This is a genomic window from Cobetia sp. PS-4MA (assembly GCF_057670765.1).
The window spans coordinates 1,195,474-1,220,711 of sequence record NZ_CM173107.1; the positions used below are offsets into that span (position 1 = coordinate 1,195,474).

Sequence of the window (25,238 nt, forward strand, 5' to 3'; positions counted from 1 at the left end):
CTGCTGATGGTGATTATTGGCGCAACTGCGGGCATCATGCTGATTCGTCATCGTCAGATGGCATATCAACAGCACACGCAGGAGGCGGTCATGCAGACTAGTGTTGTTGGCCCCTCGGCCAGCATGGGACTCCCCGCCAGTGACCAGCGCTTTCGCGAATTGCTGGAAAGCCTGCCACGTGTGGCAGTGCAGGGGTACGACAGCCAGCGCCGAGTGATCTATTGGAATGAGGCCAGCGAGCGACTGTATGGTTTCAGCGAGCAGGAAGCTCGAGGGCGTTGTCTTGAAGCCTTGCTGATACCGGATGAAATGGCGGACATCGTGGTGGATGCCCACCACGCGTGGGTCAATCACGGCACCCAGATCCCGGCGAGCGAGCTTGAGCTGAAGCACAAGTCAGGCGCACCGGTGCCGGTGTTCTCTCACCACGTCATGTTGGGTGAGCGGTCGGACAATCCATTGATGTTCTGCATCGACATCGATCTGGCGGGCGAGCGCAAGGTTCAGCGTGAGCTGGACTACATGACGCGATTCGATCCGTTGACCGAACTGCCCAATCGGCAGACGTTCGAGACTGAGCTCGAGAACATGCTCGGGGAGTGTCAGCGTCACGGCGATACCTTGATGGTGCTGTTCCTGGATATCGACCACTTCACCGAGATCAACGATACCCAGGGCTATGAGATGGGGGACCTCGTGATTCGCAGCGTCGCGTCGCGCTTGCAGGGGTTCCAGCGGAGTCAGGATCTACTGTCACGCTTCGGCGGCGATGAATTCGTCATGGCGATGCCGCGCCTGGATTATGAAAGTGATGCCTTGTCGGTCGTGGAGCGGATCCGCGAAGATTTCCAGCGCCCCTTCCAGATAGAAGGGCGTGAGTTGTTGCTGCGTCTGAGCATCGGCGTCAGCCTCTATCCCGAGAATGGCAATGATGCGCCGGAACTGGTGCGCAATGCGGACGTCGCCAAGCACCGAGCGAAGCAGGCCGGGCGTGATGGATATCAATTCTTCAACCAGGAAGTGCGCGATGCCATGCTGCATCAGCATCATCTGGCGGGGCGCCTTCAGACGCTGCTGAGCGAGGATGGGGGTGGCGAGCTGTTCCTCCACTTCCAGCCTCAGGTCGCGGCGCGCAGTGAGCGTATCGAGTCGGTTGAGGCGCTGATGCGCTGGCATGCGCCCGAAGGGCCCATTCCCCCGACTGACTTCATCAAGGTGGCAGAGCGCACCAATCTGATCGAGCGCCTGGGTGACTGGGTGATTCGCCAGGCATGTCGCCAGCAGGCTGAGTGGCATGCCATGGGGATCAAGGGCTATCGGATCGATATCAATATCTCCGGGCGTCAGGCGATCAACAGCGACGTCTTCCAGCGTCTTGAGGCATGCGTGGCGGAATATGGCCTGACGCCACGGGACATCGGCATCGAGCTGACCGAGAACGTGTTGATCGATGCTGACGTCAAGGTGCGCGATAGCCTGCGTGCCCTGCACGACAGAGGCTACAAGATCGCGATCGATGATTTCGGGACCGGCTACTCCTCGATGAGCTACCTCAAGATGCTGCCGGTGACGGCGCTCAAGATCGATCGCTCCTTCGTGATCGAATGTGCTCAGGAACCCAAGGATCGCGCCATCATGGAAGCGACGGTCTTCCTCGGGCATCGACTGGGGCTGGAGGTGGTGGCCGAGGGGGTGGAGAATATCCAGCAACTCGAGCTGTTGCGTGAAATGCGCTGTGATCTCATTCAGGGATACTACTTCTACAAGCCCATGGCGGCGGCGGACATCCAGCGGCTGCTGTCCGGGGGCAACAACCCGCCTCATCCTGGCGCCCATCGCCCGTCCAGTGATCCAACCAGTGCATCCAACGGTTGCCATTGAGTCAGCGTTGATCCGGTGCCGTTGTGGCATGGGACTGTTGCTGTGGATCGGCTTTTTAGTTTGCGGGCTAAAAGATATGATGCTGACAGTTGAAGCGGATGGGCTGTCATCATCATCGATGAATCTGGGCATTCCTTCCTGACACCTGCGGGTCGAGCATCTCATGCTCCCCGCAGGCGTTTGCCGAGAGTGGCTGCGTCGTTCAATGCGCAGAGCTGTTCGCCCACTCTCGCTTCCTGCCTGCATTGCAGGTTGCGATGGTTCCTTGAGCGGGTTTCACGACCCTTCCGGCGATACCCTTGGGGTATCGATGACCGGACAAGCCAGTCCTTGTGACTGGCTTTTTTTATGCCTGTCATCCGTCCGTCAAGTTTGCCAGTCAGGCGCGGCACCCTCTCAGAACAGCCCCAGCTGTTGCGTCTCTTCGTGGGCCTTGAGTCGAACACCGACTCCCAGCAGGCGCACCGGTCGATGGCCACGTTGCCAGGCTTGCTCCATCAGCAGTGCGAAACTCCTGGCGTCCGGCAATGAGAGGGTGGAGGCGGGGAGGAGGCTTTCCAGCGTGGTGCTGGTGAAGTCGTTGAAGCGTACCTTGACGAACTGCTTGGCCAGCACCGGCTGTTCCTGGCGTGCGTGACGCTCCCCGAGGCGCTCCATCAGCATGGGAAGCTTGGCGAGGCAGGCGGAGAGATCCGGAAGATCCTGATCGAAAGTGCGTTCGACACTGATGGACTTTCGCTCTCTCTCGACCTTGACGGGGCGGTCATCAATGCCATGAGAGAGTTCATGCAGGCGATGTCCGAATTTGCCGAAGTGTTCGACCAGTGTGGTCAGTGGTGTCGTGCGGATGTCATCGCAGGTGGTAATCTCCAGCCGATTGAGGCGGGCCAGCGTGGCCGGGCCGACGCCATGCAGCTTGCCGACGGGCAGCTTACGAATGAAGGCGTCGCTGGACTCTGGCGTGATCACCGTCAGGCCATCGGGTTTCTCCCAATCACTCGCGATCTTGGCCAGGAACTTGTTGGCGGCCACGCCGATCGACAGCGTGATCCCGGTGCGCTTCAGGGCTTCTTCCTTCAGCCAGCGCGCCATCCAGGTCGCGCTTCCCTGAAATTCCTCGATGTCGCTGACGTCCAGGTAGGCTTCGTCCAGCGATAGAGGTTCCACCAGTGGTGTCAGTTCGTGAAACAGTGCCTGGATCTCCTGCGAGACGGCACGGTAGCGCTCGAAGTCGGGGGGGACGAGTATCAGTTGCGGACACAGGCGCAGGGCGCGCGCTGTGGACATCGCAGAGCGGACGCCGAAGGCGCGAGCCGGATAATTGCAGGTGGCGATCACGCCACGTTGCTCGGTGCGGCCACCGATGGCGATGGGCACCTCGCGCCACTCTGGGTGACGAAGCATCTCGACGGCGGCGTAGAAACAATCGCAGTCAGCATGAAGGATCTTGCGCATTCGCGCATCATCCTAAAAGACTGGATGGCTGTCCAGTATCAGGCGGCGTGTCGCCTCATTCTTCGCCCAGAGACGACAACGCCCGGCAGACGTGATGCCTGCCGGGCGTTGTCGTATTTCCTGTTGCCGTTGCCAGGCTACCCTGGCCGGCGGATTACAGCGTCATCGCCGCCACCCAGCCGAAGACGATCAGCGGGATGTTGTAGTGGATGAAGGTCGGCACCACGCTGTCCCAGATATGATCATGCTGTTGATCGACATTCAGGCCTGCCGTCGGGCCGAGCGTAGAGTCAGAGGCGGGGGAGCCAGCATCGCCCAGTGCGGCCGCGGTGCCGATCAGGGCGACGGTCGCTAGGGGGGAAAAGCCGAACTGCAGGGCCAGCGGGACATAGATCGCCGCGATGATCGGGATGGTGGAAAAGCTGGAGCCGATGCCCAGCGTGATGAAGAGTCCGACCATCAGCATGACGAGCGCGGCCAACGGCTTGTTGTCTCCGATGATGTGGAAGGAGGCATCCACCAGGGTCTGGATATCACCCGTAGCTTTCATGACGGAGGCGAAGCCGGCTGCCGAGATCATGATGAAGCCGATCAGTGCCATCATGCGCATGCCGGAGGTGAACAGGTCGTCGGCTTCGTTCCACTTGAACAGGCCACCCAGGGAAAGAATGGCGAAGCCGACCAGGCCGCCCAGGATCATCGAGCCGGAATAGAGCTGGATGCCCAGGGCGGCGATGATGGCGACCCCAGCCATGATCAGGCCGCTGCGGGATGGTGCGTGCACTGGAGTATGGTGCGGGACATTGGTCGACTTGATCTCGCGATTGGCGTAGTCACGCGGCTTGCGATAGGAGACGAAGACCGCAGTCAGCAGTCCCAGGAACATGCCGCCTACCGGAATGGCCATCGCCATCGGCACCATGCCGCGGGTGACTTCCAGCCCCATTGCCTGGCCCGCTTCATTGATGTTGGCCAGCAGGATGTCATTGAGGAAGATGGAACCGAAGCCCACCGGCAGCAGCATGTAGGGAGCCGTCAGACCAAAGGTCAGGGCACAGGCGACAGCGCGGCGATCCAGGCGCAGGCGGTTCATGGCCACCAGCAGTGGCGGAATCAGGATCGGAATGAAGGCGATGTGGACAGGGATCAGGTTCTGGGACGAGATCGCCACCAATGTCACGCTGCCCAGCAAGCCGTACTTGATGGCGGTCTGACGGAGAGGGGTGCTCTCCCCATTGAGCATGCCGATCAGGCGTGCGGCAAGAAGATCCGGCAGGCCGGAGCGAGACAGGGCCACGGCAAAGGCACCGAGCGTGGCATAGGCCAGGGCGACCTTGGCACCACCGCCGACGCCGTCGTTGAAGGCGCCGAGAGTGTCAGTCAGAGACAGGCCACTGAACAGGCCGCCGACCAAGGCGCCGGCCACCAGAGCGAAGACGACCGAGACTCGGGCCAGTGACAGGCCGACCATGACCAGAACGGCCAGTATTACCGCATTCATGCGAGTACCTCATTAAGGGAGATGTGCCAATGGAGCGGGGGTTGCAGGTGTGCGCGGCCACCCGATCCCGGGCAATACCTCGCAAGTCGTGCTGATCGCTTACGTCAGGCGGTTTCGTCCTGAAACTGCCAGAAAACGGCGCGTTATCATACCAGAGCGAGGTCCCAAGCTGAATGACCGATGAATGACCTCATGGAACGCGGCCGCCGGCGGCACGGTTGGCGCAAGGGAAGGGCTTTTTGTAGAATGCCACGCTGCCCGGCGGCTGCAGTCGCAGGCGTTATTCAACAGGAGAGCGCATGCTGGAGCTTGAAAATGCCCGTGTCATCGGCATGGGCAATGATCGCCGTGTCTATCAGGACCCCCGTGATCCTCGGCGCTGCATCAAGGTACCGCGCTATCCCGACAAAGGAAGCCGCCAGAATCAGCGCGAGCAGCGCTACTTCGAAGGGCTCGTGAGGCGAGGTGTGCACGACTGGTCCTACGTGCCTGCCTATCATGGCAGCGTGGCGACCCGAGAGGGCCTCGGGCTGGTCTTCGATCTGATACTCGACGCAGACGGCACGACCTCGCGCCGTCTGCGAGAGGTCTGTCATGAAACTCCCGAGCGGGTGGGGGAGGAGGCATTGATGGATGAGCTGGCCAACCTCTATCGCTATCTCGACAAGCGTTGGCTGATACCGTCCGACCTCAATGATCGCAACATCGTGGTCCAGTTTCGCGAGCATCAATCCCCGCGCCTGTGGTTGATCGATGGTATCTCCAATCCGGACTTCATCCCCCTCGCCACCGGTATCGCCTGGTTGGCGCGCCGCAAGATCGCCCGCCGCTATCGTCATTTTCTCAAGAAACTGATGAAGGGCGGGATGCTGACGGCAGATGCACATGCGCGCCTCGAGCGGCGTCTATGGGGAGATTGAGCGCTTCCGACCGCATTCCCCTGCCGGGAGATGGGCCTCGAATCTCGGCGTTGAGAGAAGAGAGAAGAGAGAAGAGAGAAGATAGGAGTTGAGAGAAGAGTGAAGGAAGAAGAGGGGAGTGATGAGGGTGATCGTCACTCTCAGTCACTCCCCGTCAGCCGACAGGCAGCCGAGCAGATCCCTGTCCTGACGTCTTGCCTCAGAGATTGTCGGTAAAGTGGCTCTTCATGGCATGCGTGATCTTGCGCAAGTCGTCGTGTGAGGTGATATATGCCGGCATGGTATAGAGCCAGCGGCCGAACGGTCGCAACCAGACCCCTTGCTGACGAGCGTGAGCCTGAGCCCCTTCAAGACTTGCTGCATCGTGAACTTCTATCACGGCAGTGGCTCCCAATACGCGTATGTCGCCAATGGCGGGATGTGAGAAATCCGCGAGTTCCTCTCGTAGTACCTGATTGAGGCTGGCGATCTTGCCGAGATAATCGTCTTCCTCGAAAACCTTGAGGCTTTCCAGTGCCACTCGGCAAGCCAATGGGTTGCCCATGAACGTCGGGCCATGCATGAAGGCAGTATTGGCATCCTTGCCATCGAAGGCATGAAAGATATGGCTCTGGGCGAGGGTGGCAGCATGTCCCAGATACCCTCCCGTCAGTCCTTTTGACAGCACCATGATATCGGGCGTCACATCTGCATGCTCACTGGCAAACAATTTTCCGGTACGTCCGAATCCTGTCGCGACCTCATCGAAGATCAACACCACACCGAACTCGTCACATAAATCACGTGCCGCTTTCAGGTAGTGAGGCGAGTACATGTTGAGGCCGCCGGCTGCCTGGAGCAGCGGCTCCATCAGCAGGGCGGCGATGTCATCATGCGTCTCGAGCTCTCTGCGCAGCGCTGCGATGTCACCGAGGACCTCTTCATATGGCGCCGTGAATCCCGCCGTCGGTGCCGGCGCGAAATGATGTCTGGGCAGGAAGTCGGCAAACAGTGAGTGCATGCCCTCTTCCGGGTCGCAGACCGCCATGCAGCCTGCCGTGTCCCCGTGGTAGGCCTTCATCAACGACAGCATTCGCGTCCGCCCGCGAGTGTCATCACGATCCTGACGCTGTTGCTGGTATTGCACTGCCATCTTCATGGCGACTTCCATGCCGACGGAGCCACTGTCCGAGAAGAACACGTGGTTCAGCCCCTCCGGGGTGATGCGCACCAGTGCCTCGGCCAGCGCCACTGCCGGTTGGTGCCGAATGCCCCCGAGCATCACATGACACAATTGAGCCGCTTGCTGCTGAATCGCGGAGACGAGTCGAGGATGGCCGTAGCCATGGATCATGCACCACCAGGAGCAGGTTGCGTCCAGCAGGGTCTCGCCGTCACTCAGTGTCATGCGCGGCCCGACTCCGCCCACGACCTCAAGCGGGGCAGGCATCGCGTGCATCTGCGTATACGGATGCCAAAGCGCTTGTGGCTGATCGGCATGTGAGGCGGTCTGGGGGTAGGACATGATGTTCTCCATCGACGCTGACGGCAATTGAGCCTCTTTGTTAACCTTGACCACTTTATCAGGTTGACATGATTTGTGAAGTGTCACTTTCTGGAGGGGGGTGATGTCTCTAATATTGCCGGCGGAAATAGTGCTGGGGATTGGTGGAGCAGAAGCGAAGGTTTACTTTCCTCTGTGTCTGCATGCTTTTGAGGATACGCTCAAGAACAAGAGGGACTCGGAGTGATGATGTGTGATGAAAGAGCTACTGAAAAAGTCACAATATGAATACTTCATGAAAGCTGAGGCTTGCCAGCGAGAGAATTTACCTGCCTGTGATGTCGATGTGATTCTACAATACCGCCTGACGGCCGCTGACGCCCGCCATATAGGGACTCTAGGCTCATGTCGATTCTAATTAACGATATTTGCAGGCAGAGACTATTTTGAATTCACATATCTTTTCGAGTGCCAGCTATTGCATTCCAGAGAGCGCTTGATTAACTTGTCGTTAGTTGATTAGTGCTTCACGGCGTGGACATGCTTGGTCTATAATCCCTTCAGCTTCTGTAGGGTCTTACTGTCCCAAGTCCCTGCGTGAGCCAAATCCAGGAAGCAGCTGTTATTTGTTGATCGGCGAATTCTTTCGCAGCACCTGTTTCCGGAAGTGAATTCCTGACTGTCCCGATACCCTTGGAGAACCCCATGTCCCTGTTGACCGATTTCATGCAGAAAGAACAAGAGCTCAAGAAACTTCAAGAGCAACTGGAAAGCCTGCGCAACGATGATCGCCTGAAGAATGAGCTGGAATTCAAGGACAAGCTTGATTCCCTGATGAGTGAATACGGCAAGTCCACTCGCGACGTGATTGGCCTGCTGGATCCGAAAGCCAGCCAGACGCCGGCAGCTGCCGCGAGCGCGGAAACCAAGGCTGGCGGCGTTCGTCGCAAGCGCAAGCTGAAGGTCTACAAGAACCCGAATACCGGTGAAGTGATCGAGACCCGTGGTGGCAATCACAAGCAGCTGAAAGAGTGGAAGGAAGAGCACGGTGCCGAAACCGTCGAATCCTGGCTCGAGCGTACCGAGAGCTGAGTTGACACTTTCCTTGAGCATCTGCTGAAGAGACGGTTGACCAGACACGAAGAAGCCCCGCCATGGCGGGGCTTCTTCGTGTCTGGCGTTCGTGTCTGGCGTTCGTGTCTGGCGTTCGTGTCTGGCGCTGATGTTGCCATTGCGCTGACCTTGCTCCCTATGGCCTGGGGGCCTCCGAGAGCATGGCGCCTCCCGCCCTGCACGGCGAGCCTCTGATGAGAAGGCATGCCGTGGCAGGGCGGGCGAGCCTGGGCAGAGAGTGCTCCCGTCAGCTGTCGATCTGTCCCAGGTTGACCAGGCGGCCGATGGCCAGCACCTTGCCGGTCGGTTTTCCGGTCGGCGAACCACCGCTGGGCTCCAGTGTCATCTCGAGCAACTGGCCCGGACTCATGCGGCCGATCCGTTCGGCGCTCAACTCGATACCTGCCACCGGGTCCACCAGACCCAGCGAACGCGGGCCCTCCGCTGGATCGGTCAGGGTCCAGAGTTCGATGGCGCGATCCGTCGGACGCTCGATAGTGACCTTGGGTGTCAGCTGAAGTCCGCCACCGGCCGTGACACTGGCGACCCAGGTCGGCGTGGCAGGGTCCTCGAGAGTCTGCAGCACCGCGACCATGCGCTGCGCGGATGACTCGGGCACTTCGGTCGCCACCGGTGGGGTGCCCTCTTGTGGTGATTGCGGCGCGAAGGGCCCCACCTGCATCGCCAGAGCAAGGGCGAGTCCGGCGCCCAGCCCCAGACCCAGCCCGCCTCCCAGCCAGCGCCACAGCCAGGGGGCTTGCGGAGCAGGAGCGCCACCCGTGTCATTGGCTGGCGTCGGAGTCTGCTTGAGGCGCGTCAGACTGGCATCGATGCGTTTCCACAGCGAATCGGAGGCCGGTTCCGGCGGCAGGCGATCACTGACGCTCAGCCAGTGCTGCTGCCAGCGAAGTGCCATGCGGGCGGCCTCATCGTCACGTTCTATCCAGGCGCGCACCTCGGCTTCACGTTCGGGGTCCAGCAGGCCCAGGGTGTGTTCACCCAGCAACAGATTCTGCTCTTGTGGAGATTCGGGGATCGGGGAATGGTTCATCGTGACAGGCACTCCTGCAGTCGCTTGAGTCCGGCACGGATGCGACCCTTGATGGTGCCGAGCGGGGCGCTGAGTTTTTCGGCGATCTGCTCGTGGGTCAGGCCCTTGAAGAATGCCAGCAGAATGGGTTCGCGTCGTGGGGCTTCCAGCTCACCCAGACAATCGCTCAGCTGATGGGCTGTCTGACTGTCGTGTGCTGCCGCTTCCGGGTTGGCGAGCAAGTCGGCGAGGCTGTCGAGCGCCTCGCTGTCACCGCGGGGCGTCCGTCCCTGGGCCCGCAGCTGATCCAATGCACGATAGCGCAGGATGGTGAACAGCCAGGCGCGGCCATTGCCGAGTTCACGGCGATATTGGCCGGCATTGGACCACAGCTTGATGAAGGCATCGTGGACGGCGTCCTCGGCCTGATCCCGGCTGCCGAGCAGGCGCATGGCAAGTGCCAGCATGCGGCCGGACTCAAGGTCATAGAGGCGACGAAAGGCGGTTTCATCACCGAGCGCACAGGCCTCTATGGCACTGGCGTGGTCAAAGTCGTCCGGGTCTTGCGAACTGACGGGTGTCGTGTGTGCTGGCATCGGGGGCCCGACTCCATTGGCTGGGAATCCATCGTTCAGCTGACGGTAGTCGCCCCATGAGAGGTTGGCAAGTGACATGGAGAGAGCTCCAGAGTCGTGTGAACCCCTCGGCTGTGACATTGATGGTGCACGTCGAGGAGGCATGAAGGTGATTTGATGGCGAGACATGCAGAGCATGGCGTGCTGGTCCGGTCCCGTTGAGTCGCTGTCTGTCACACGCGGGCGTGGACCGGGACAATGTCTTGCGATATGCCTGAACTAACGCGCCATTCAGGCAATTGGATGTGCTGATATCGCCAAGGGTGGGTAGTGGCTTGATGCAGCAACGGAAAATGCAGGTGCATTGCCGCTGGTCAAGGGAGTCCGCATAATGTTCTGCATGACAGCCCGGGAGGCGTGATGAAGCAGCAATTCAATACGATCGGCGTGATTGGTCGACTGGGCAGTGCTCAGGTAGTGGACACGCTCAAGCGCTTGATTCGCTTTCTTGAGGCTCGCCAGCTGGCGATGATCATCGAGGAGCGCACGGCGACGCTGTTGCTTGACCATGGCCTTGAGGTGGCGAGCCGTCGTCAGATGGGCGAGCGCTGTGATCTGGTGATCGTGGTGGGCGGTGATGGAAGTCTGCTGGGCGCGGCGCGTGCATTGTGTCGCAGTGGCACGCCGGTACTGGGCGTCAATCGCGGCCGTCTGGGCTTTCTCACCGACATCCGTCCAGATGAGCTGGAGGAAAAGGTCGCCGAGGTGCTCGAGGGTGACTACCTCAGTGAGCAGCGGTTCCTGCTGGAGGCGGAAGTCTTTCGGGACGGCGAGAAGATAGGCGCGGCGGACGGCCTCAACGATGTCGTGCTACACCCTGGCAAGGCGGCGCGGATGATCGAGTTCGAGCTGTTCATCGATGGCCAGTTCGTCTATTCCCAGCGCTCCGATGGCTTGATCGTGGCCACTCCGACCGGCTCGACTGCCTATGCGCTCTCCGGCGGCGGGCCGATCGTCCACCCGCGCCTGGAGGCCATCACGCTGGTGCCGATGTTCCCGCATACGCTGTCCAGTCGTCCGATCGTGATCGACGCGGCCAGCGAGATACTCCTGCACATCAGCGCCAGCAACACGACCTATCCCCACATCAGCTGCGATGGCCAGACTCAGGTCGTGGCCAAGCCCGGCGATGTGCTCAAGATTCGTCGCAAGCGCGAACGTCTGACGCTGATCCATCCGCTGGAGCACAACTATTTCGAGATCTGTCGCACCAAGCTCGGCTGGAGCAACCGCCTCGGCGAATGACATCAAGGCAAGCAGCATGAACGCATTCGTGGCGCCACGGGATGGCTATGATCTGATCGGTGATGTGCACGGCTGTGGCGCCACGCTGGCGGCGCTGCTGGAGAAGCTCGGCTATCACCTGAAGGATGGCGTGTATCGTCATGCCACGCGCAAGGTGATCTTTCTTGGTGACATCATCGATCGTGGGCCTCGTATCCGACTGGCCGTCCAGTTGGCCAGCCGGATGGTGGAAGCCGGTGAGGCGTTGATCGTGATGGGCAACCATGAATACAACGCGCTGGCCTATTGTCGGCGTGCACGCCTGCGGGAGAGTGGCGATCACCGTGATTTTCTGCGCCCGCATACCTCGCGGCACAATCGCATCATTCGCGAGACGCTCGATCAGTATCAGCATCATCCCGATGAGTGGGATGACGCATTGAGCTGGTTCATGCGCATGCCGCTGTGTCTTGAACTGCCGTCGCTGGGAGAGGGCAAGAGTGGTCTGCGCGTGGTCCACGCCTGTTGGGATGAAGCGCTGGTGCGTCCGTTTCTGGCGCGCTTTCCGGATGGCTGCATCGATGAAGCCTTCCTGCAGGACTCCGTCGACCCCTCGAGCTTTGCCTATCGGGTGCTGGATCGCCTGACTCGGGGGACCAGTCTGCGCTTGCCGGAGGGCGTCGAGATCCACTCGGGGGATGGCTTCACGCGCCGCAGTTTCCGGGCGCATTTCTGGGCGCGCGAGCCTCGCACCTATGGCGATGTGGTGTTCCAGCCCGACAATCTGCCGGGAGAGCTGGAGTCGCGCTGGTTGAGCGAGGGCGAGCTCGAGAAATTGCCGTATTACGGACCAGAGCAATTGCCATTGTTCCTGGGGCATTACTGGTGTGAAGGCGTGCCTGCGCTCCCGGCGACCAATATCGCCTGTCTCGATTACAGCGCCGTCAAATGCGGTCGCCTGGTCGCCTATCGCTTCAGTGGCGAAGCGACGCTGGATGCCGCCAATTTCGTCTGGGTGCCGGTGCCGCGCGAACCCTCGAGTCGTCCACTGCCGGAAGAGTTGCCGGCCGAGGAGTTGTCGGGGCGCGGTGAGATGAGTGGATAGCGTGCTGGGCCATAGTCATACCTGCCGGACTTTTCTCATCGCCATTGTTTTTTTCAATAAGCAGCCAGTGAACCAAAGCGCCATCCCGGACTCAGAGTAAGTGTTCCCTTGAATGATCCCTTGCTCAGTCCGGTGCCCCCCACCGGACTTTTTTTATGCCTGTCAGTTTGTCATCGCCGCCATCGCGGCTCTCCAGACAAGTCCCTATCCAGAGTGGCATCAGCTGGATCTGCCACCGACCGCCCATCGGCGCTCTCGACGTCGGGCTACTGTCGAGAGATGCCATCACGCTGACTTGTCACTGCAAGGACACTGCATGTTCCAGGTTCTGACTCTAGACGACTCCTTCGATACGCTCGCACTGCGTCAGGCGCTGTGGGCGGAGAAGATCGGCCACCAGATCACCTCCGAGCGCGTCTCGACCCCTGACGGGGAGGCGGTGCGTCAGATGTTGTGGCTGGCGGACCCCGAGCAGCTCCCCCGCGTGATCGCGATGCTGGAGCGCCACTCACGCGGAGAGCCGCTGCGCGATGAGGCTGCGGAGGCGTCGGGTTTCTCAAGCGGCGCATCGGGCGGTCTCTGGCAGCTCGTCAGACAGACTCCGCTGACATGGCTGGTCGGGCTCGCCTGTTGCCTCACGGTACTGTGTCAGTACGCGCTGGGTCAGGCGGCGGTGTTCGAATGGCTGGCCATCGTGCCCTTTGAGCTGGTGGGCAGTCAGCACATTGCACCGGCGCCGTTGTCCACGACACTGGCGGGGGAGTGGTGGCGGCTGTGGTCGCCTTCCTTGATGCATTTCGGCATTCTGCATCTGGTCTTCAATCTGCTGTGGCTTTGGGTGTTCGGGCGCCAGATCGAGGCCATCGATGGCGCCTGGCGCTTCGCGCTGGTGGTGCTGGTGAGCGGGGTGGCTGCCAACCTGGCGCAGTACGCCACCGGCAGTGTGCTGTTCGGTGGGCTCTCGGGAATCGATTTCGCCGTGATCGGCTATGTCTTCATCGCGGCTCGTCGACGGCCGATGCTGGGCTATCAGATGCAGCGCTCGCTGATGATCTTCATGTTGATCTATCTGGTGCTGTGCATGACACCGCTATCGAGTGCCATCGGCCTTGGGGCCATCGCCAATGAGGCGCATCTCGGTGGACTGCTGGCAGGACTGGTGCTGGGATTCGTGCTGCCGCGCCGCGCACCGGGCACCACGTCATGACAGCCAGGCGGATGACAATGATAGAATGGACGCATTTTGCACGGCGTGGCGTCACGTTGCCCGCGTGGCGCTGCCCCCGCGCCGTGCTCCAGCATCAGGAGAACCCCCATGAGTGACATGACTTTCGACGGGATGGTCGAACAGATGACCCCGGCCATCTACGAGAGCCTCAAGCAGTCCATGCAGCTGCGCAAATGGCCGGACGGCCGGGTGCTGACCTCGGAGCAGGTCGAGCTGTGCATGGAGGCCGTCATCAAGTACGAGGTCCACAACAACGTGCCTGCCGAGTCACGTGTCGGCTTCATCGACAACGGTACCTGCGGTCCACGTGACGGTGACGACACTGCTTCACGCGATGAGCCGGAGCAGATCAAGTGGGTCAACTGACACTGGATGATGCACTGGACGTCGATGGCGCACCTCAGCCAGCCGTGGAGTCGGTGACCCTGAGAGGGGACATCCGCAAGATGTCCATCGTGCCTGCCGGTGAGGCGCTTGCGATCGATACCTCGGCAGATGCGCAGTCAGGCTCGCGTGAGCCGCTGGCGGCCAGCTATGGCCTGCGACTGGGCGAGATCACCCAGCCGCTGAACGCCTATATTGGCCACAAGGTACGCCTGGACTTCACCGGTCAGATCCACTGCAGCCATTGCGGGCGCAAGACCAAGAAGAGCTTCGCGCAGGGGCATTGCTATCCCTGCTTTCGCAAGCTGCCACAGTGTGATGGCTGCATCATGAAGCCGGAGACCTGCCACTTCGCGGAAGGAACCTGTCGTGATCCTCAGTGGGGTGAGGAGCATTGCTTCCAGCCGCATATCGTCTACCTGGCCAACTCCTCCGGCCTCAAGGTCGGTATCACCCGCAAGACCCAGATGCCGACGCGCTGGTTCGATCAGGGTGCCATCCAGGCCTTGCCCATCGTCGAGGTCTCCAATCGTCTGCAGTCAGGGCTGGTCGAGGTGCTGTTCAAGCAGGCACTCAATGACCGCACCAACTGGCGCGCGATGCTCAAGGGCGATGTGGCCGAGCTGGATCTGGAAGCCGAGCGTGATGCACTGCTCGAGCAGATGGCCGAGGGTCTGGCGGCGCTGCAGGCGCATTGCGGTGAAGACGCCATCCGGGTACTGGATACCACGGCATTGGCCTTCGAGTTTCCGGTGCGTACTGCGCCGACCAAGGTCACCTCGTTCAACTTCGACAAGACACCCGTGGTGGAAGGCGTTCTCGAAGGGCTCAAGGGTCAGTATCTGATCCTCGACAGCGGGGTGATCAATCTGCGCAAGTTCACGGGGTATGAGGTCGAGGTCCAGCTCGGCGAATGACGTCGTCCCGTGTTGCGAAATAAGCTCAAGGCTAATGAGGATGACAACGCCCGCGCTCCCTTCCAGGAGTGCGGGCGTTGTCGTATGGCCTGGGGATATCGAAGAAAGATGCCGGCCCGACTGGTTCAGCCAGCGGATTCAGCCAGCGGATTCAGCCGGGGGATTCAGCCGAGCACGGGCTGGCGGCGCGCCTGCATGCGCTCCAGGAAGACCTGCATCACTCGGTGGTAGAGCTCGCGTCCCAGCACGACATCCTCGACCCCCGCATCCAGATTGGGGTTGTCATTGACCTCGATGACCACCACGCGATCCTCGAGCTGCTTGAGGTCAACTCCATAGAGCCCATCACCGATCAGACGTGTCGCCTTGAGAGCCGCCTTGATCACGGCGGGGGGCACATCACTCGGGTCAACGGTGGCAAAGCCGCCGGAGCGGGTGCGGGCGCCGCTGTGGTCATAGATCTGCCAATGGCCACGCGCCATGTAGTAACGGCTGGCGAACAGCACCTTGCCGTCGAGCACGCCGATACGCCAGTCGAACTCGGTTGGCAGCCATTCCTGCAGCAGCAGCAGAGCGGAGTCATGGAACAGTCGCTCGGCTTCACGCACCAGTGTCTCCGGCCCGTCAATCTTGACGATGCCGCGCGAGAAGGCACCATCCGGCACCTTCATCACCAGCGGATAGCGCATGTGCTGTCCGCGTTCGGCCAGCTGGCGCAGTTCGCCGCGATGAATCAGGCGTCCCTGTGGGGCGCTGAGGCCGCGAGCCTTCAGGAGCTCATGCAGGAAGACCTTGTTGGTACAGCGCAGAATCGACTGACTGTCGTCGATCACCACCAGCCCTTCGTGTTCGGCTCGCTTGGCCATGCGGTAGGTATGGTGGTCCAGGCTTGTGGTCTCGCGGATGAACAGCCCATCGAATTCGGCCAGACGTCCCTCGTCACGCTTGGTGATCAGACTGACATCGATGCCCAGGCGGCGTCCCTCGCGGATGAAGTGCTTGAGCGCCGTACGATTGGACGGTGGCAGTGCCTCATTCGGGTCCACCAGCATCGCCAGGTCAAAACGGTAGTGGCGGCGAGCCTTCGGGGTGCGCCAGACCTTGCGGGAATGGCGGTTGAGCGCCTGGGCAAAGCGATCCTCGTCCGTTTCCGCCAGATGGCTCAAGGATTGCGGGCGCACTCGCCTGAGGGTCCAGCGCTCGCCACGCGCCTCGAGTCGTACCTCGAGCAACGGGCAGGGCAGTCGCTCGAACAGCTTGCGACCGAGACGTGCCAGTGCGGGGTCATCGCTCTCACCGAAGGTCAGCAGCAGGTCGAGATGCGCATGCTTGCCGGTCTCGTGGGGGACTGTCTGCGGGGCGGGCAGGGCGCTCTTGCGCGTCAGCTCCTCAAGCAGCACACGGATGCTGCCCAGTTCCATGTCGATCAGTGACTTGCGCGACAGCTGGTTGAGCGTTTCCACCGACGGCAGGGCTTTCTGTCCGCGCGCCTGTGCCAGCAGCGAGACGTAATAGCCGATCCCGAGGTAATCGAGCCCGCCGCAGAGATTGATGACGTGGGTCGCGGGCTGCGGAGCGTCCTGGTCTGCCCGGGCCGTGGGCACGGAGCTGTCGTGGGAGAGCTCGGACAGAAAGTCGTGGGCGCTGATGACATCATCACTGGGATAGAAGGCGCGCCAGTCACTGACACGGTCAACCACGATACGCAGGCGGGACATTGAGTAGCCTCGAAGGGCGGACACCGAAGCGGTGCCGAATGCAGCGCATCATGAAAAACAATCTCCGTCATCGCAATAGGCAACAAGATGAAATAATTTCATGCAAATAGGTCGAGACAAGACGTGCCTGCATGCCCAGAATGCAGCGGATTGCTACCGCCCCACGACACCTTGATTTCAGGGCTGCCTCAGGGCGCTGACAGGCGGGAGAGCCTGCATCATGACCCCCATTCTGCGTCCGGCGATCCGGGCCGATCTCGATGCTCTGGTAGAGCTCGAGGAAGTCAGTTTCGATAGCGACTGGTTCAGTCGTCGTCAGCTGTCCCATCTGATTCTGCGTGCCAATGCACGTACTCTCGTCATCATCCAGCCAGAAGGCGATGGCTCGGACGCCCTGCCGGCGGCAGGCAATGCGATGGCCGCACTGTGGCCGGTGGGCAGCGTGGCGCAGGATGACGCCACCCCGCTGCGCAGCGTGCTGGGCTATGGCACCGTGCTGTTCCGACGCAATTCACGCCGGGCACGACTCTATTCCTTCTGTCTGCATCCCGAGGCGCGCGGACGCGGTCTCGCCCAGCGTCTGCTCATCGCGCTCGAGCAGCTGGCCGTCGAGCAGGGCTGTGAGCAGTTCGATCTGGAAGTGCATACCGGCAACGGTGCAGCGATCACCCTCTATGAGCGCCACGGCTTTGCCAGGAATGGTCGCCTGCGCGATTACTACGCCGACGGCGCGGCGGCCTGGAAGATGCGCAAGTCACTGGTGATTCCCTCATCAAACCCGCCCGCCAGCAGCAGCGACATCAGGGCTGAGGGGATCTCGACGTGGGGAGATGCGGGCGCTGCCTGACGGCCGGGCATGGCGCGCGTCGCCCCCATGGGCTAGGATGCGCTGTTTATTCTTCATGGCTTCAAAGGAATCGCTCCCATGCCGTCATTCGATATTGTCTCCGAACTCGACAAGCACGAAGTTCAGAACGCCGTCGATCAGGCCAATCGCGAACTTGCGACACGCTTTGATTTCAAGGGCGTGACTGCCGGCTTCGAACTCGAGAAGGAAGAGACCGTCAATCTGGAAGCCGACGCCGATTTCCAGCTGCGTCAGATGATCGAGCTGCTCAAGGGTCGCCTGATCGCGCGTGGCATCGACGTGCGTTGCCTAGAAGAGAAGGACGCCGACACCGGCGGTGTGCGTGCCCGCCAGCAGCTGGTGCTGCGTCAGGGGCTGGACCAGCCGACCGCCAAGAAGATCGTCAAGGCGCTCAAGGATGCCAAGCTCAAGGTCCAGGCCCAGATCCAGGGTGAGAAGGTGCGCGTCACCGGCAAGAAGCGTGATGATCTCCAGGGGGCCATGGCCTTGCTGAAAGGTGACGAGAGCATCGAGCTGCCGCTGCAGTTCAACAACTTCCGCGACTGATCTTCCTCGCGCGCCTGGCGCTCATGTCACGGCTGACCGCTGTCAGCGGCAAATGTCGTCGACAAGTGTCAGGGGCGCCACTCTCAGCACCGTTCGCTCTCGGCGAGCGGTGCTGTGTTCGTTTGAATCGCTTTGAAAGCGTCACGTACCCGTTTCAGGCGCTGCGCTCTCAAAGCGTTTCACCATCTTCGTTCGTCATATTCGCGTGACGCTCGCCCCGGGTGGGTCGGGCTGCGCAAAGAGAGGTTACATGTCTGCTCCGCTCGCTATCGGCCAGCGCAATACCCTGACCATCACCAAGCGGGTCGGCTTCGGCGTCTTCCTCGACGGCGGTGACCGCGGTGAAATCCTGCTGCCGACTCCCTTCATTCCTGCCGGTGCCGATATCGGTGACGCGGTGGAAGTCTTCGTGAGTCTTGATGATGAAGACCGCCTGCTGGCCACCACGCGCTATCCGCGCGCCATGGTCGGTGAGTTCGCCGCCCTCAAGGTGGTCGAGGTCAACGACATCGGCACCTTCCTCGACAATGGCCTTGGCAAGGACCTGCTGCTGCCCTACGGCGAGCGCAAGCGTGAGCTCAAGGCGGGCCAATTCGCCATGGTGCACGTGGGGCTCGACAAGCACAGCGATCGCATGGTCGCGTCGATGCGCCTGGATCGCTGGCTGGACAAGACTCCGGCCGAGTACACCGTCGGTCAGGAAATCTCCGGCCTGGTGGCGGCGAAGACCGAATTGGGCATGAAGATCATCATCGACAATGCCCATTGGGGGCTGGTGCACCATGATCGCATCTTCACCCGCCTGCATATCGGCAATCGTCTGCGTCTGTGGGTGCTCAAGAATGATGGCAACGGCAACATCGACCTGACCCCGCAGGCCCCGGGCCCCGCTGGCCATCAACAGCTGGCGGACCGCATCCTTGCACGTCTGGAAGCCAACGCCGGGGTGCTGCCGCTGGGTGACAAGAGCGACCCCCAGGCCATCAGCGACGCCTTCGGCGCCAGCAAGGCCAACTTCAAGCGTGCCATCGGCCACCTGAAGCGCGAGGGCAAGGTGACACTGGCCCCCACCGAGACGCGCCTGGTCAAGTGAGGCGCCGGTGATGCGTCGCGCATCGCCCGAGCGGCTTCTGCCGCGCCAGCATCACAAGCTTTCCGTCGCAATTTCGCTGCCACTCGTCGGTTCTCCGGCGGGTGGCAGTTGCGTTTGTGGGCAGCGCATGGCACCAATGAGCGTCAGGACCCTGCGGACCATGAGTCGCCCTGCGTGTCCATGACGCGCCGTGCGTGCCGTGGCGTCATCCAGCGCATGCCTGATCACGCAGGAGCACCTGAGATCAGCCCCACCATTGACAACAAGGATCGTCAGCCCATGTCTCCCGTTTCCACTTCCTCCTCTCGTTCGGCGTTGCGTATCCTGCTGGCCCCTGACAGCTACAAGGAAGCGCTGCCTGCGCTGGAGGCTGCCGAGGCAATGGCGAGCGGCATCCGGCGCGTAATGCCCGAGGCCGAGCTCGACCTGTGCCCGTTGGGAGATGGCGGAGAGGGCACCCTGGCGGCACTGTTGGCCGCTGCAAGCGAGGCAGATCCCATCGAGGCGCGCAGCGCTCAGGTACGTGATCCGCTGGGGCGTGAGGTCACTGCGCAATGGGGCTGGCAAGCGGGTAGCCGCACGGCCATCGTCGAGCTCGCCGAGGCCAGTGGTCTGCACCTGCTCAGCCCCGATGAGCGTGATGCGCGCATCGCCAGTACCTACGGCGTCGGACAGCTGGTGCTTGCCGCGCTGGAGGCCGGTGCCGAGCGCTTGATCGTCACGCTGGGCGGCAGCGCGACCAACGATGGCGGCAGCGGCATGTTGCGTGCACTTGGTCTGCGCCTGCTGGATGAGGCGGGTGACGAACTGCCGGACGGAGGGGCGGCACTGGCACGACTGGCGCGGCTGGATGCCAGTGGTCTGGACCCGCGACTGGCGACTCTCAAGGTGTCCGCGGCGGTGGACGTCGACAACCCGCTGTGTGGCCCGCGTGGCGCGACGGCCGTGTTCGGGCCGCAGAAGGGCGCGGATGAGGCGGTGGTCGAGGAGTTGGACGCCGCGCTGGGACGTTTCGCGCGGATGAGTGCCGAGGTGCTGGGGGAGGACCACCAGCAGCTGCCGGGCACTGGTGCCGCAGGTGGCATGGGCTACGCAGTGGCGGCCTGGCTCACGGGGGAGCTGCGCCCGGGCATCGAGCTTGTGATGGAACGACTGAACGTGGCCCAGCGCCTGGAAGGGTGTGACCTGCTGATCACCGGCGAGGGCGGGCTGGATGGGCAGAGTCTGGGAGGCAAGACGCCCATCGGCGCGGCGCGTGCCGCCCGAGCGGCCGGAGTGCCGGCCATCGTGCTGGCAGGGCGTCTCGCGGATGGCTGGCAGGCTGCGCATGACGAAGGCGTCAGCGCCGTCTTCACCCTGTGTGACGCTGCCATGCCGCTGGAGCAGGCCCTGACGCGCACCGCTGAACTGCTGGCGGACCGCTGTGAAGCCATCATGCGCCTCTGGCAGGTGGCGCACAGCGACTGAATGTCGCCTGCACCGCAACCCCGTTCGCCTTTCGTGTCACGGGCAAGCCCGTTACCATGCACGCAGCAGCTATGGGAAAGATAGCCAGAATGCACTTCCCTCGGGAGGCATCTGGCGCTTGACTGGTAGCAGGTGGCACGCGGTGTGCGCCCGATGGTTGAGGGGACCTTGAGATGATGATTTTTCGGCGCATGAAGCGGATCTGCTGGCTGGGGCTGGCCTGGCTGTTCTTCGCGATCGGGTTTGCCGGCATGTTCCTGCCCCTGTTGCCGACGACCGTCTTCATGCTGCTGGCGCTGGCTTGCGCCAGTCGCGGCTCCCCTCGCTTCGCGCGCTACATTCGCGAACACCCCCAGATCGGGCCTCCCCTGATCTCCTGGGAGCGCGAGCGTGCCATCCCGCTGCGTGCACGCATCCTGGCGGTCGGCATGCTGGTGGTCTCGATGCTGATCATTCTCTTCACCGTTTCCGTGATGGCGGTCAAGGTCTCGTTGCTGATCTTCCTTTCCCTGTTGGCCATCTGGCTGGGCACGCGCCCCGAGCCGCGCGGGGGATACGAGGAACTCGCGCCTGCGCCTTCCCCGGCCGAGCCCTTCGATGAGCCCTCCCGACCCGTCAGCGGCGAACGCCTGCAGAACGACTAGTCATTCGCGTGTCCTGCCCCTCCCGTGAGGGGCCATTCATCGCGGGCGCGGTGGCAGGCTGCCATCGCTGCCCGATGTTTTCCTGCCGTGTGGCATCGTCCGCGCGGCGTTGATCGTGGAGTCCTTCATGTCACAACCTGCCGCCATTCATCTTGATGATTATCAAGCGCCGGCCTGGCGCATTCTCAGCACTCGGTTGACGTTCGATCTGGCGCCGTCCGCGACCCGCGTGACGGCCGTGCTGACCCTCGAGGCCAATCCCGATGCCGCCGTGGGCAGTGACGCGACGCCGCCGCTGGTGCTCAATGGCGAGCACCTGACGCTGGAATCCGTGCGTGTCGATGGGCGAGCGCTCGCCAGTGATGAATACAAGGTCGACGAGACGCATCTCACCCTCGCGGCGCTGCCGGCCAGCTGTGAGCTCGAGACGGTCGTGCTGATCGACCCGGCGGCCAACACGGCACTGGAAGGGCTCTATGTGTCCTCCGGCATGTTCTGCACCCAGTGCGAGGCCGAGGGCTTCCGCCGTATCACCTATTACCCGGATCGTCCGGACGTGATGTCGGTATTCACGACGACCGTCATCGCGGACAAGGCGAACTACCCGATCCTGCTCTCCAACGGCAATCCCGTCGAGCGTGGCGAGCTGGACGGCGGCCGTCATTTCGTCACCTGGCAGGACCCGCACCTCAAGCCGTGCTACCTGTTCGCGCTGGTGGCGGGGGATCTGGTCAAGCATGCCGACAGCTTCACCACCATGAGCGGGCGTGATGTTGCCCTGGAGATCTGGGTCGAGCCGGAGAATCTCGACAAGACCCAGCACGCCATGAACTCTCTCAAGGCCTCCATGAAGTGGGATGAGGAGGTCTATGGGCGCGAGTATGACCTCGATATCTTCATGATCGTCGCGGTCAATGACTTCAACATGGGCGCGATGGAGAACAAGGGTCTCAACATCTTCAACAGCGCCTGTGTGCTGGCCAATCCCGACACCACCACCGACGCTGCCTTCCAGCGTGTCGAAGGGGTGGTGGCACACGAGTACTTCCACAACTGGTCCGGCAATCGCGTCACCTGCCGTGACTGGTTCCAGCTGTCCCTGAAGGAAGGCTTCACCGTCTATCGTGACCAGACCTTCTCCGCCGACATGAATTCGGCGCCGGTCAAGCGCATCGAAGACGTCGCCATGCTGCGCACCGCGCAGTTCGCGGAAGATGCCGGTCCCACCGCGCATCCGGTGCGCCCGGCGTCCTATATCGAGATTTCCAACTTCTACACCCTGACCATCTACGAGAAGGGGTCCGAAGTGGTGCGCATGGTCGCCAACCTGCTGGGCGAAGAGGCTTTCCGCCGCGGCAGTGACCTCTACTTCGCGCGCAACGATGGCAGCGCCGCCACCATCGAGGATTTCATCAGTGCGATGAGCGAAGCCTCCGGGCGTGACTTCACCCAGTTCATGCGCTGGTACTCTCAGGCGGGGACGCCGGAAATCAGTGCCCGTGGCAACTTCGATGCCGAGACGGGCCGCTATTCCCTGACGCTGCATCAGTCCACGCCGGCGACACCGGGGCAGGCTGAGAAGCTGCCGCTGGTGATCCCGGTACGCATGGGCCTGGTGGGTGCGGATGGCAGTGATCTGGCGCTCACGCTCGACGGCGAGGCGCTGGGCACGGAAACGGTGCTGGAGCTGACCGAGGCCGAGCAGACCTTCGTCTTCACTGGCCTCGAGGCCGGTGCCGACCCCGTGCCGTCGCTGCTGCGCGGCTTCTCGGCGCCGGTCAAGCTGTCCTTCGCCTACAGCCGTGAGCAGCTGGCCTTCCTGATGCAGCATGACAGCGATGGCTTCAACCGCTGGGATGCCGGTCAGCGTCTGGCGCTGGCAGCGCTCGAGGATCTGATGGCTGCCTGGCAGCAGGGCGACACCCAGGCATCACTCGATGCGCGTCTGCTGGCCGCCTATCGCTTCCTGCTCCAGAGCGAGCCGTCCGATCGTGCCGTGCTGGCCGAGATGCTGACCCTGCCGTCGGAGGCCTATATCGCCGAGCAGCAGACTGTCGTCGATGTCGATGCCATCCACTGGGCGCGCAAGACCGCCAAGGCGCAACTGGCCACGGCACTGCGCGATGATTTCGTCGCGCTCTATCACGCCAATGAGCAGCAGGGCGACTACGCGCCGACCTTCGAGCAGATGGCGCGCCGCAGCCTCAAGAATGCCGCGCTCAGCTATCTGATGAGCATCGAGGACGAGGAGGGCGTGCGTCTGGCCCAGGTTCAGCTGGCCGCGGCGCACAACATGACCGACGTACGCGCGGCATTGACGTTGCTGGTGCACTCCTCGCGCACCGAGTTGGGCGATCCGGCCCTCAAGGCCTTCGCCGAGCGCTGGTCGCATGATCCGCTGGTGATGGATCAGTGGTTCTCGATCCAGGTCACGCGCCCGCAGGCTGACGTGCTGGATCGCGTGCGCTTCTTGATGGAGCACCCGGCGTTCTCGCTGACCAACCCCAACAAGGTGCGCGCCTTGATCGGTGCCTTCGCCGGCCAGAACCGTGTCAACTTCCATCGCCTCGATGGCGAAGGCTATCGCCTGCTGGCGGATGTGGTCATCGAACTCAATCGCCTGAATCCGGAAATCGCGGCTCGCATCATCACGCCGCTGACGCGCTACAAGCGTTTCGATGCCAAGCGTCAGGCGCTGATGAAGGCTGAGCTCGAGCGTATCCGTGGCGAGAAGCTGTCGCGCAATCTCTACGAGGTCGTGGAGAAGGCGCTGGCCTGATCCGCCGGATCACGTACTCGCCCCGTCAGTTCGACTGACATGAAAAACCCCCACCCGTCTGTGACGGGTGGGGGTTTTTCATGGTGCTTGCGAACCAGATCTTGAAGAGAGGCGTCAGTCGCGCACGTTCAGCTCTCGGTCAGTGACAGCAGGATCTTCTTGTAGCTGTCAAAGCGCACGCGGCCTATCTCGCCGCTGTCGACCGCCTGGAGCAGGGCGCAGCCCGGCTCCTTCTCGTGCTTGCAGTCACGGAAGCGGCACAGCCCCAGGTAGTCGTGGAATTCACGGAAACCATCGGTGACCTGCTCCGGCGTCAGGTGCACCAGGCCGAATTCACGGATACCGGGTGAGTCGATCAGATCACCGCCGTCCGGCATGTGATAGAGCCAGGCCGTGGTGGTGGTGTGCATGCCCTGGCGTGATTCGGTGGAGAGCGGGCCGACACGTATCTCTTCTCGGGGCAGCAACATGCCGACCAGTGACGACTTGCCGACGCCACTCTGACCGACGAACACCGAGGTGCGATCGCTCAGCTGTGCCTTCAGGGCGTCCAGGCCTGCCTCGCCGCGCGTGGTACAGGCGACGACGTCGTAGCCGAGTGCCTCATAGCGTGCCAGCAGGTCACGCAGCACACCACCGCTCTCGGGCAGGAGGTCAACCTTGTTGAGCACCAGCACCGGCGTGATGCCGGTGGCTTCCGCGGCGATCAGGTAGCGGTCGATCAGATTGGGTTGTGGCGCGGGTTCGGCGGCGAACACGATCATGATCTGGTCGATGTTGGCGGCCACCGGCTTGAGCACCCCCCGCATGTCCGGGCGTTCAAGCTCGGTAGTGCGGGCACCGCGTGCCACCACCACACCCGTGGCGTCGCTGGCTTCACGCCAGATCACGCGGTCACCGGTGACCAGCGTTTCCAGGTTGGCGCGCAGGTGGCAGCGATGCAGGCTGCCGGATTCACTTTCGACTTCCAGGCTGCGCCCGTAGTGGGCAATGACACGGCCGTGCTGTTCCGGGCCGTATTCGCCGGCGTCGAGCTTGTCGCGGTCCTGCGTCTCGCGCTTTTCGGCGCGCTTGGTACGCTCGGCCTGGACCTTCTCGATGCGCCATTGTTGCTGGCGGCTTAGCTTGCGTTTGCTCATGCTTGGCTGGTGACTCCGGTCGCCGTTCGTTCGCCAGGGATGGGAGCGTCTTCCCCCCTCTGCGGCGCGATTGTACCCTTTGCGCCCTCGGGTGTCGTGCGACACCCC

At 62.1% G+C, this 25,238-nt stretch carries 21 protein-coding genes; 14 read left to right on the forward strand and 7 right to left on the reverse strand.

The annotated features are described in order from the left end of the window. Positions 1-90: 90 nt before the first annotated feature. Entirely contained in the window at positions 91-1,881 is a 1,791-nt protein-coding gene (locus tag AC26AR_RS05120; protein WP_240499566.1) for a putative bifunctional diguanylate cyclase/phosphodiesterase, read from the forward strand. Positions 1,882-2,277: 396 nt separating this feature from the next. Here the strand turns inward: AC26AR_RS05120 and dinB are convergent, their stop codons facing one another. Both dinB and AC26AR_RS05130 read right to left on the reverse strand, forming a co-directional pair. Beyond that, on the reverse strand, positions 2,278-3,336 hold the full coding sequence (gene dinB, locus AC26AR_RS05125) for a DNA polymerase IV (RefSeq protein ID WP_084209067.1): 1,059 nt from the start codon (positions 3,334-3,336) through the stop codon (positions 2,278-2,280). Between the two features lie 154 nt (positions 3,337-3,490). After that, positions 3,491-4,837, reverse strand: a complete 1,347-nt coding sequence (locus AC26AR_RS05130) for a Na+/H+ antiporter family protein (protein ID WP_488107668.1) — start codon at positions 4,835-4,837, stop codon at positions 3,491-3,493. A 299-nt stretch (positions 4,838-5,136) separates the two neighbouring features. Between AC26AR_RS05130 and AC26AR_RS05135 the strand changes: the two genes are divergently transcribed. Continuing rightward, a complete protein-coding gene (locus tag AC26AR_RS05135) occupies positions 5,137-5,757 on the forward strand; it encodes a YrbL family protein (RefSeq protein ID WP_488107669.1) in 621 nt (206 codons plus the stop codon). 199 nt (positions 5,758-5,956) lie between these two features. Here AC26AR_RS05135 and bioA read toward each other — a convergent pair whose 3' ends face one another. Next, positions 5,957-7,261: an adenosylmethionine--8-amino-7-oxononanoate transaminase gene (gene bioA, locus AC26AR_RS05140; protein WP_488107670.1), complete on the reverse strand. Its 1,305-nt coding sequence runs from the start codon at positions 7,259-7,261 to the stop codon at positions 5,957-5,959. A gap of 684 nt (positions 7,262-7,945) precedes the next feature. Between bioA and AC26AR_RS05145 the strand changes: the two genes are divergently transcribed. Then, positions 7,946-8,332 carry a histone-like nucleoid-structuring protein, MvaT/MvaU family gene (locus AC26AR_RS05145; RefSeq protein ID WP_077372437.1) on the forward strand — a complete coding sequence of 129 codons (387 nt, stop codon included), beginning with the start codon at positions 7,946-7,948 and terminating at the stop codon, positions 8,330-8,332. Positions 8,333-8,600: 268 nt separating this feature from the next. Here AC26AR_RS05145 and AC26AR_RS05150 read toward each other — a convergent pair whose 3' ends face one another. Together AC26AR_RS05150 and AC26AR_RS05155 are read right to left on the reverse strand one after the other, a co-directional pair. Continuing rightward, positions 8,601-9,404: an anti-sigma factor gene (locus AC26AR_RS05150; RefSeq protein WP_488107671.1), complete on the reverse strand. Its 804-nt coding sequence runs from the start codon at positions 9,402-9,404 to the stop codon at positions 8,601-8,603. Continuing rightward, entirely contained in the window at positions 9,401-10,057 is a 657-nt protein-coding gene (locus tag AC26AR_RS05155) for an RNA polymerase sigma factor (RefSeq protein WP_205700458.1), read from the reverse strand. Before AC26AR_RS05155 ends, AC26AR_RS05150 begins: the two co-directional genes overlap by 4 nt. Before the next feature lie 321 nt (positions 10,058-10,378). Here AC26AR_RS05155 and AC26AR_RS05160 point away from each other — a divergent pair, with 321 nt between their 5' ends. The 5 genes from AC26AR_RS05160 to AC26AR_RS05180 all read left to right on the forward strand — a co-directional run bounded on the left by AC26AR_RS05160 (position 10,379) and on the right by AC26AR_RS05180 (position 14,876). Beyond that, positions 10,379-11,263 (forward strand): NAD(+) kinase, encoded by an 885-nt coding sequence (locus AC26AR_RS05160; protein WP_077372443.1) that lies wholly within the window; start codon positions 10,379-10,381, stop codon positions 11,261-11,263. A gap of 16 nt (positions 11,264-11,279) precedes the next feature. Beyond that, positions 11,280-12,347: a metallophosphoesterase gene (locus tag AC26AR_RS05165; protein ID WP_303566781.1), complete on the forward strand. Its 1,068-nt coding sequence runs from the start codon at positions 11,280-11,282 to the stop codon at positions 12,345-12,347. A gap of 316 nt (positions 12,348-12,663) precedes the next feature. Next, positions 12,664-13,554, forward strand: a complete 891-nt coding sequence (locus AC26AR_RS05170) for a rhomboid family intramembrane serine protease (protein WP_488107672.1) — start codon at positions 12,664-12,666, stop codon at positions 13,552-13,554. 108 nt (positions 13,555-13,662) lie between these two features. After that, a complete protein-coding gene (locus AC26AR_RS05175) occupies positions 13,663-13,941 on the forward strand; it encodes a YeaC family protein (RefSeq protein WP_176493003.1) in 279 nt (92 codons plus the stop codon). After that, positions 13,929-14,876 (forward strand): DUF2797 domain-containing protein, encoded by a 948-nt coding sequence (locus tag AC26AR_RS05180; RefSeq protein ID WP_255303038.1) that lies wholly within the window; start codon positions 13,929-13,931, stop codon positions 14,874-14,876. The genes AC26AR_RS05175 and AC26AR_RS05180 overlap by 13 nt, the downstream gene beginning before the upstream one ends. A 164-nt stretch (positions 14,877-15,040) precedes the next feature. Here the strand turns inward: AC26AR_RS05180 and AC26AR_RS05185 are convergent, their stop codons facing one another. Further along, on the reverse strand, positions 15,041-16,594 hold the full coding sequence (locus tag AC26AR_RS05185; RefSeq protein ID WP_488107673.1) for a RimK family ATP-grasp domain-containing protein: 1,554 nt from the start codon (positions 16,592-16,594) through the stop codon (positions 15,041-15,043). A 220-nt stretch (positions 16,595-16,814) separates the two neighbouring features. Between AC26AR_RS05185 and AC26AR_RS05190 the strand changes: the two genes are divergently transcribed. The 6 genes from AC26AR_RS05190 (at position 16,815) to pepN (ending at position 23,991) form a co-directional block, all read left to right on the forward strand. Continuing rightward, positions 16,815-17,441, forward strand: a complete 627-nt coding sequence (locus tag AC26AR_RS05190; RefSeq protein WP_488107674.1) for a GNAT family N-acetyltransferase — start codon at positions 16,815-16,817, stop codon at positions 17,439-17,441. A 78-nt stretch (positions 17,442-17,519) separates the two neighbouring features. Then, positions 17,520-18,008 carry a YajQ family cyclic di-GMP-binding protein gene (locus tag AC26AR_RS05195; protein WP_077372461.1) on the forward strand — a complete coding sequence of 163 codons (489 nt, stop codon included), beginning with the start codon at positions 17,520-17,522 and terminating at the stop codon, positions 18,006-18,008. 250 nt (positions 18,009-18,258) lie between these two features. Continuing rightward, entirely contained in the window at positions 18,259-19,101 is an 843-nt protein-coding gene (locus tag AC26AR_RS05200) for a CvfB family protein (protein WP_077372464.1), read from the forward strand. Between the two features lie 315 nt (positions 19,102-19,416). Continuing rightward, positions 19,417-20,568, forward strand: coding sequence for a glycerate kinase (locus AC26AR_RS05205; protein ID WP_488107887.1), 1,152 nt, complete (start codon positions 19,417-19,419; stop codon positions 20,566-20,568). Positions 20,569-20,741: 173 nt separating this feature from the next. Beyond that, positions 20,742-21,212, forward strand: a complete 471-nt coding sequence (locus AC26AR_RS05210) for a YbaN family protein (protein WP_240704164.1) — start codon at positions 20,742-20,744, stop codon at positions 21,210-21,212. A 127-nt stretch (positions 21,213-21,339) separates the two neighbouring features. Beyond that, positions 21,340-23,991 (forward strand): aminopeptidase N, encoded by a 2,652-nt coding sequence (gene pepN, locus AC26AR_RS05215; protein WP_488107675.1) that lies wholly within the window; start codon positions 21,340-21,342, stop codon positions 23,989-23,991. Between the two features lie 128 nt (positions 23,992-24,119). Here pepN and rsgA read toward each other — a convergent pair whose 3' ends face one another. Beyond that, positions 24,120-25,130: a small ribosomal subunit biogenesis GTPase RsgA gene (gene rsgA / locus AC26AR_RS05220; protein ID WP_077372474.1), complete on the reverse strand. Its 1,011-nt coding sequence runs from the start codon at positions 25,128-25,130 to the stop codon at positions 24,120-24,122. Positions 25,131-25,238: the final 108 nt, after the last annotated feature.

Coding starts and splice junctions, on each gene's coding strand:
- AC26AR_RS05120 (WP_240499566.1), top strand. CDS start 91: ATGCAGACTAGTGTTGTTGGCCCCTCGGCCAGCATGGGACTCCCCGCC.
- dinB (WP_084209067.1), bottom strand. CDS start 3,336: ATGCGCAAGATCCTTCATGCTGACTGCGATTGTTTCTACGCCGCCGTC.
- AC26AR_RS05130 (WP_488107668.1), bottom strand. CDS start 4,837: ATGAATGCGGTAATACTGGCCGTTCTGGTCATGGTCGGCCTGTCACTG.
- AC26AR_RS05135 (WP_488107669.1), top strand. CDS start 5,137: ATGCTGGAGCTTGAAAATGCCCGTGTCATCGGCATGGGCAATGATCGC.
- bioA (WP_488107670.1), bottom strand. CDS start 7,261: ATGTCCTACCCCCAGACCGCCTCACATGCCGATCAGCCACAAGCGCTT.
- AC26AR_RS05145 (WP_077372437.1), top strand. CDS start 7,946: ATGTCCCTGTTGACCGATTTCATGCAGAAAGAACAAGAGCTCAAGAAA.
- AC26AR_RS05150 (WP_488107671.1), bottom strand. CDS start 9,404: ATGAACCATTCCCCGATCCCCGAATCTCCACAAGAGCAGAATCTGTTG.
- AC26AR_RS05155 (WP_205700458.1), bottom strand. CDS start 10,057: ATGTCACTTGCCAACCTCTCATGGGGCGACTACCGTCAGCTGAACGAT.
- AC26AR_RS05160 (WP_077372443.1), top strand. CDS start 10,379: ATGAAGCAGCAATTCAATACGATCGGCGTGATTGGTCGACTGGGCAGT.
- AC26AR_RS05165 (WP_303566781.1), top strand. CDS start 11,280: ATGAACGCATTCGTGGCGCCACGGGATGGCTATGATCTGATCGGTGAT.
- AC26AR_RS05170 (WP_488107672.1), top strand. CDS start 12,664: ATGTTCCAGGTTCTGACTCTAGACGACTCCTTCGATACGCTCGCACTG.
- AC26AR_RS05175 (WP_176493003.1), top strand. CDS start 13,663: ATGAGTGACATGACTTTCGACGGGATGGTCGAACAGATGACCCCGGCC.
- AC26AR_RS05185 (WP_488107673.1), bottom strand. CDS start 16,594: ATGTCCCGCCTGCGTATCGTGGTTGACCGTGTCAGTGACTGGCGCGCC.
- AC26AR_RS05190 (WP_488107674.1), top strand. CDS start 16,815: ATGACCCCCATTCTGCGTCCGGCGATCCGGGCCGATCTCGATGCTCTG.
- AC26AR_RS05195 (WP_077372461.1), top strand. CDS start 17,520: ATGCCGTCATTCGATATTGTCTCCGAACTCGACAAGCACGAAGTTCAG.
- AC26AR_RS05200 (WP_077372464.1), top strand. CDS start 18,259: ATGTCTGCTCCGCTCGCTATCGGCCAGCGCAATACCCTGACCATCACC.
- AC26AR_RS05210 (WP_240704164.1), top strand. CDS start 20,742: ATGATGATTTTTCGGCGCATGAAGCGGATCTGCTGGCTGGGGCTGGCC.
- pepN (WP_488107675.1), top strand. CDS start 21,340: ATGTCACAACCTGCCGCCATTCATCTTGATGATTATCAAGCGCCGGCC.
- rsgA (WP_077372474.1), bottom strand. CDS start 25,130: ATGAGCAAACGCAAGCTAAGCCGCCAGCAACAATGGCGCATCGAGAAG.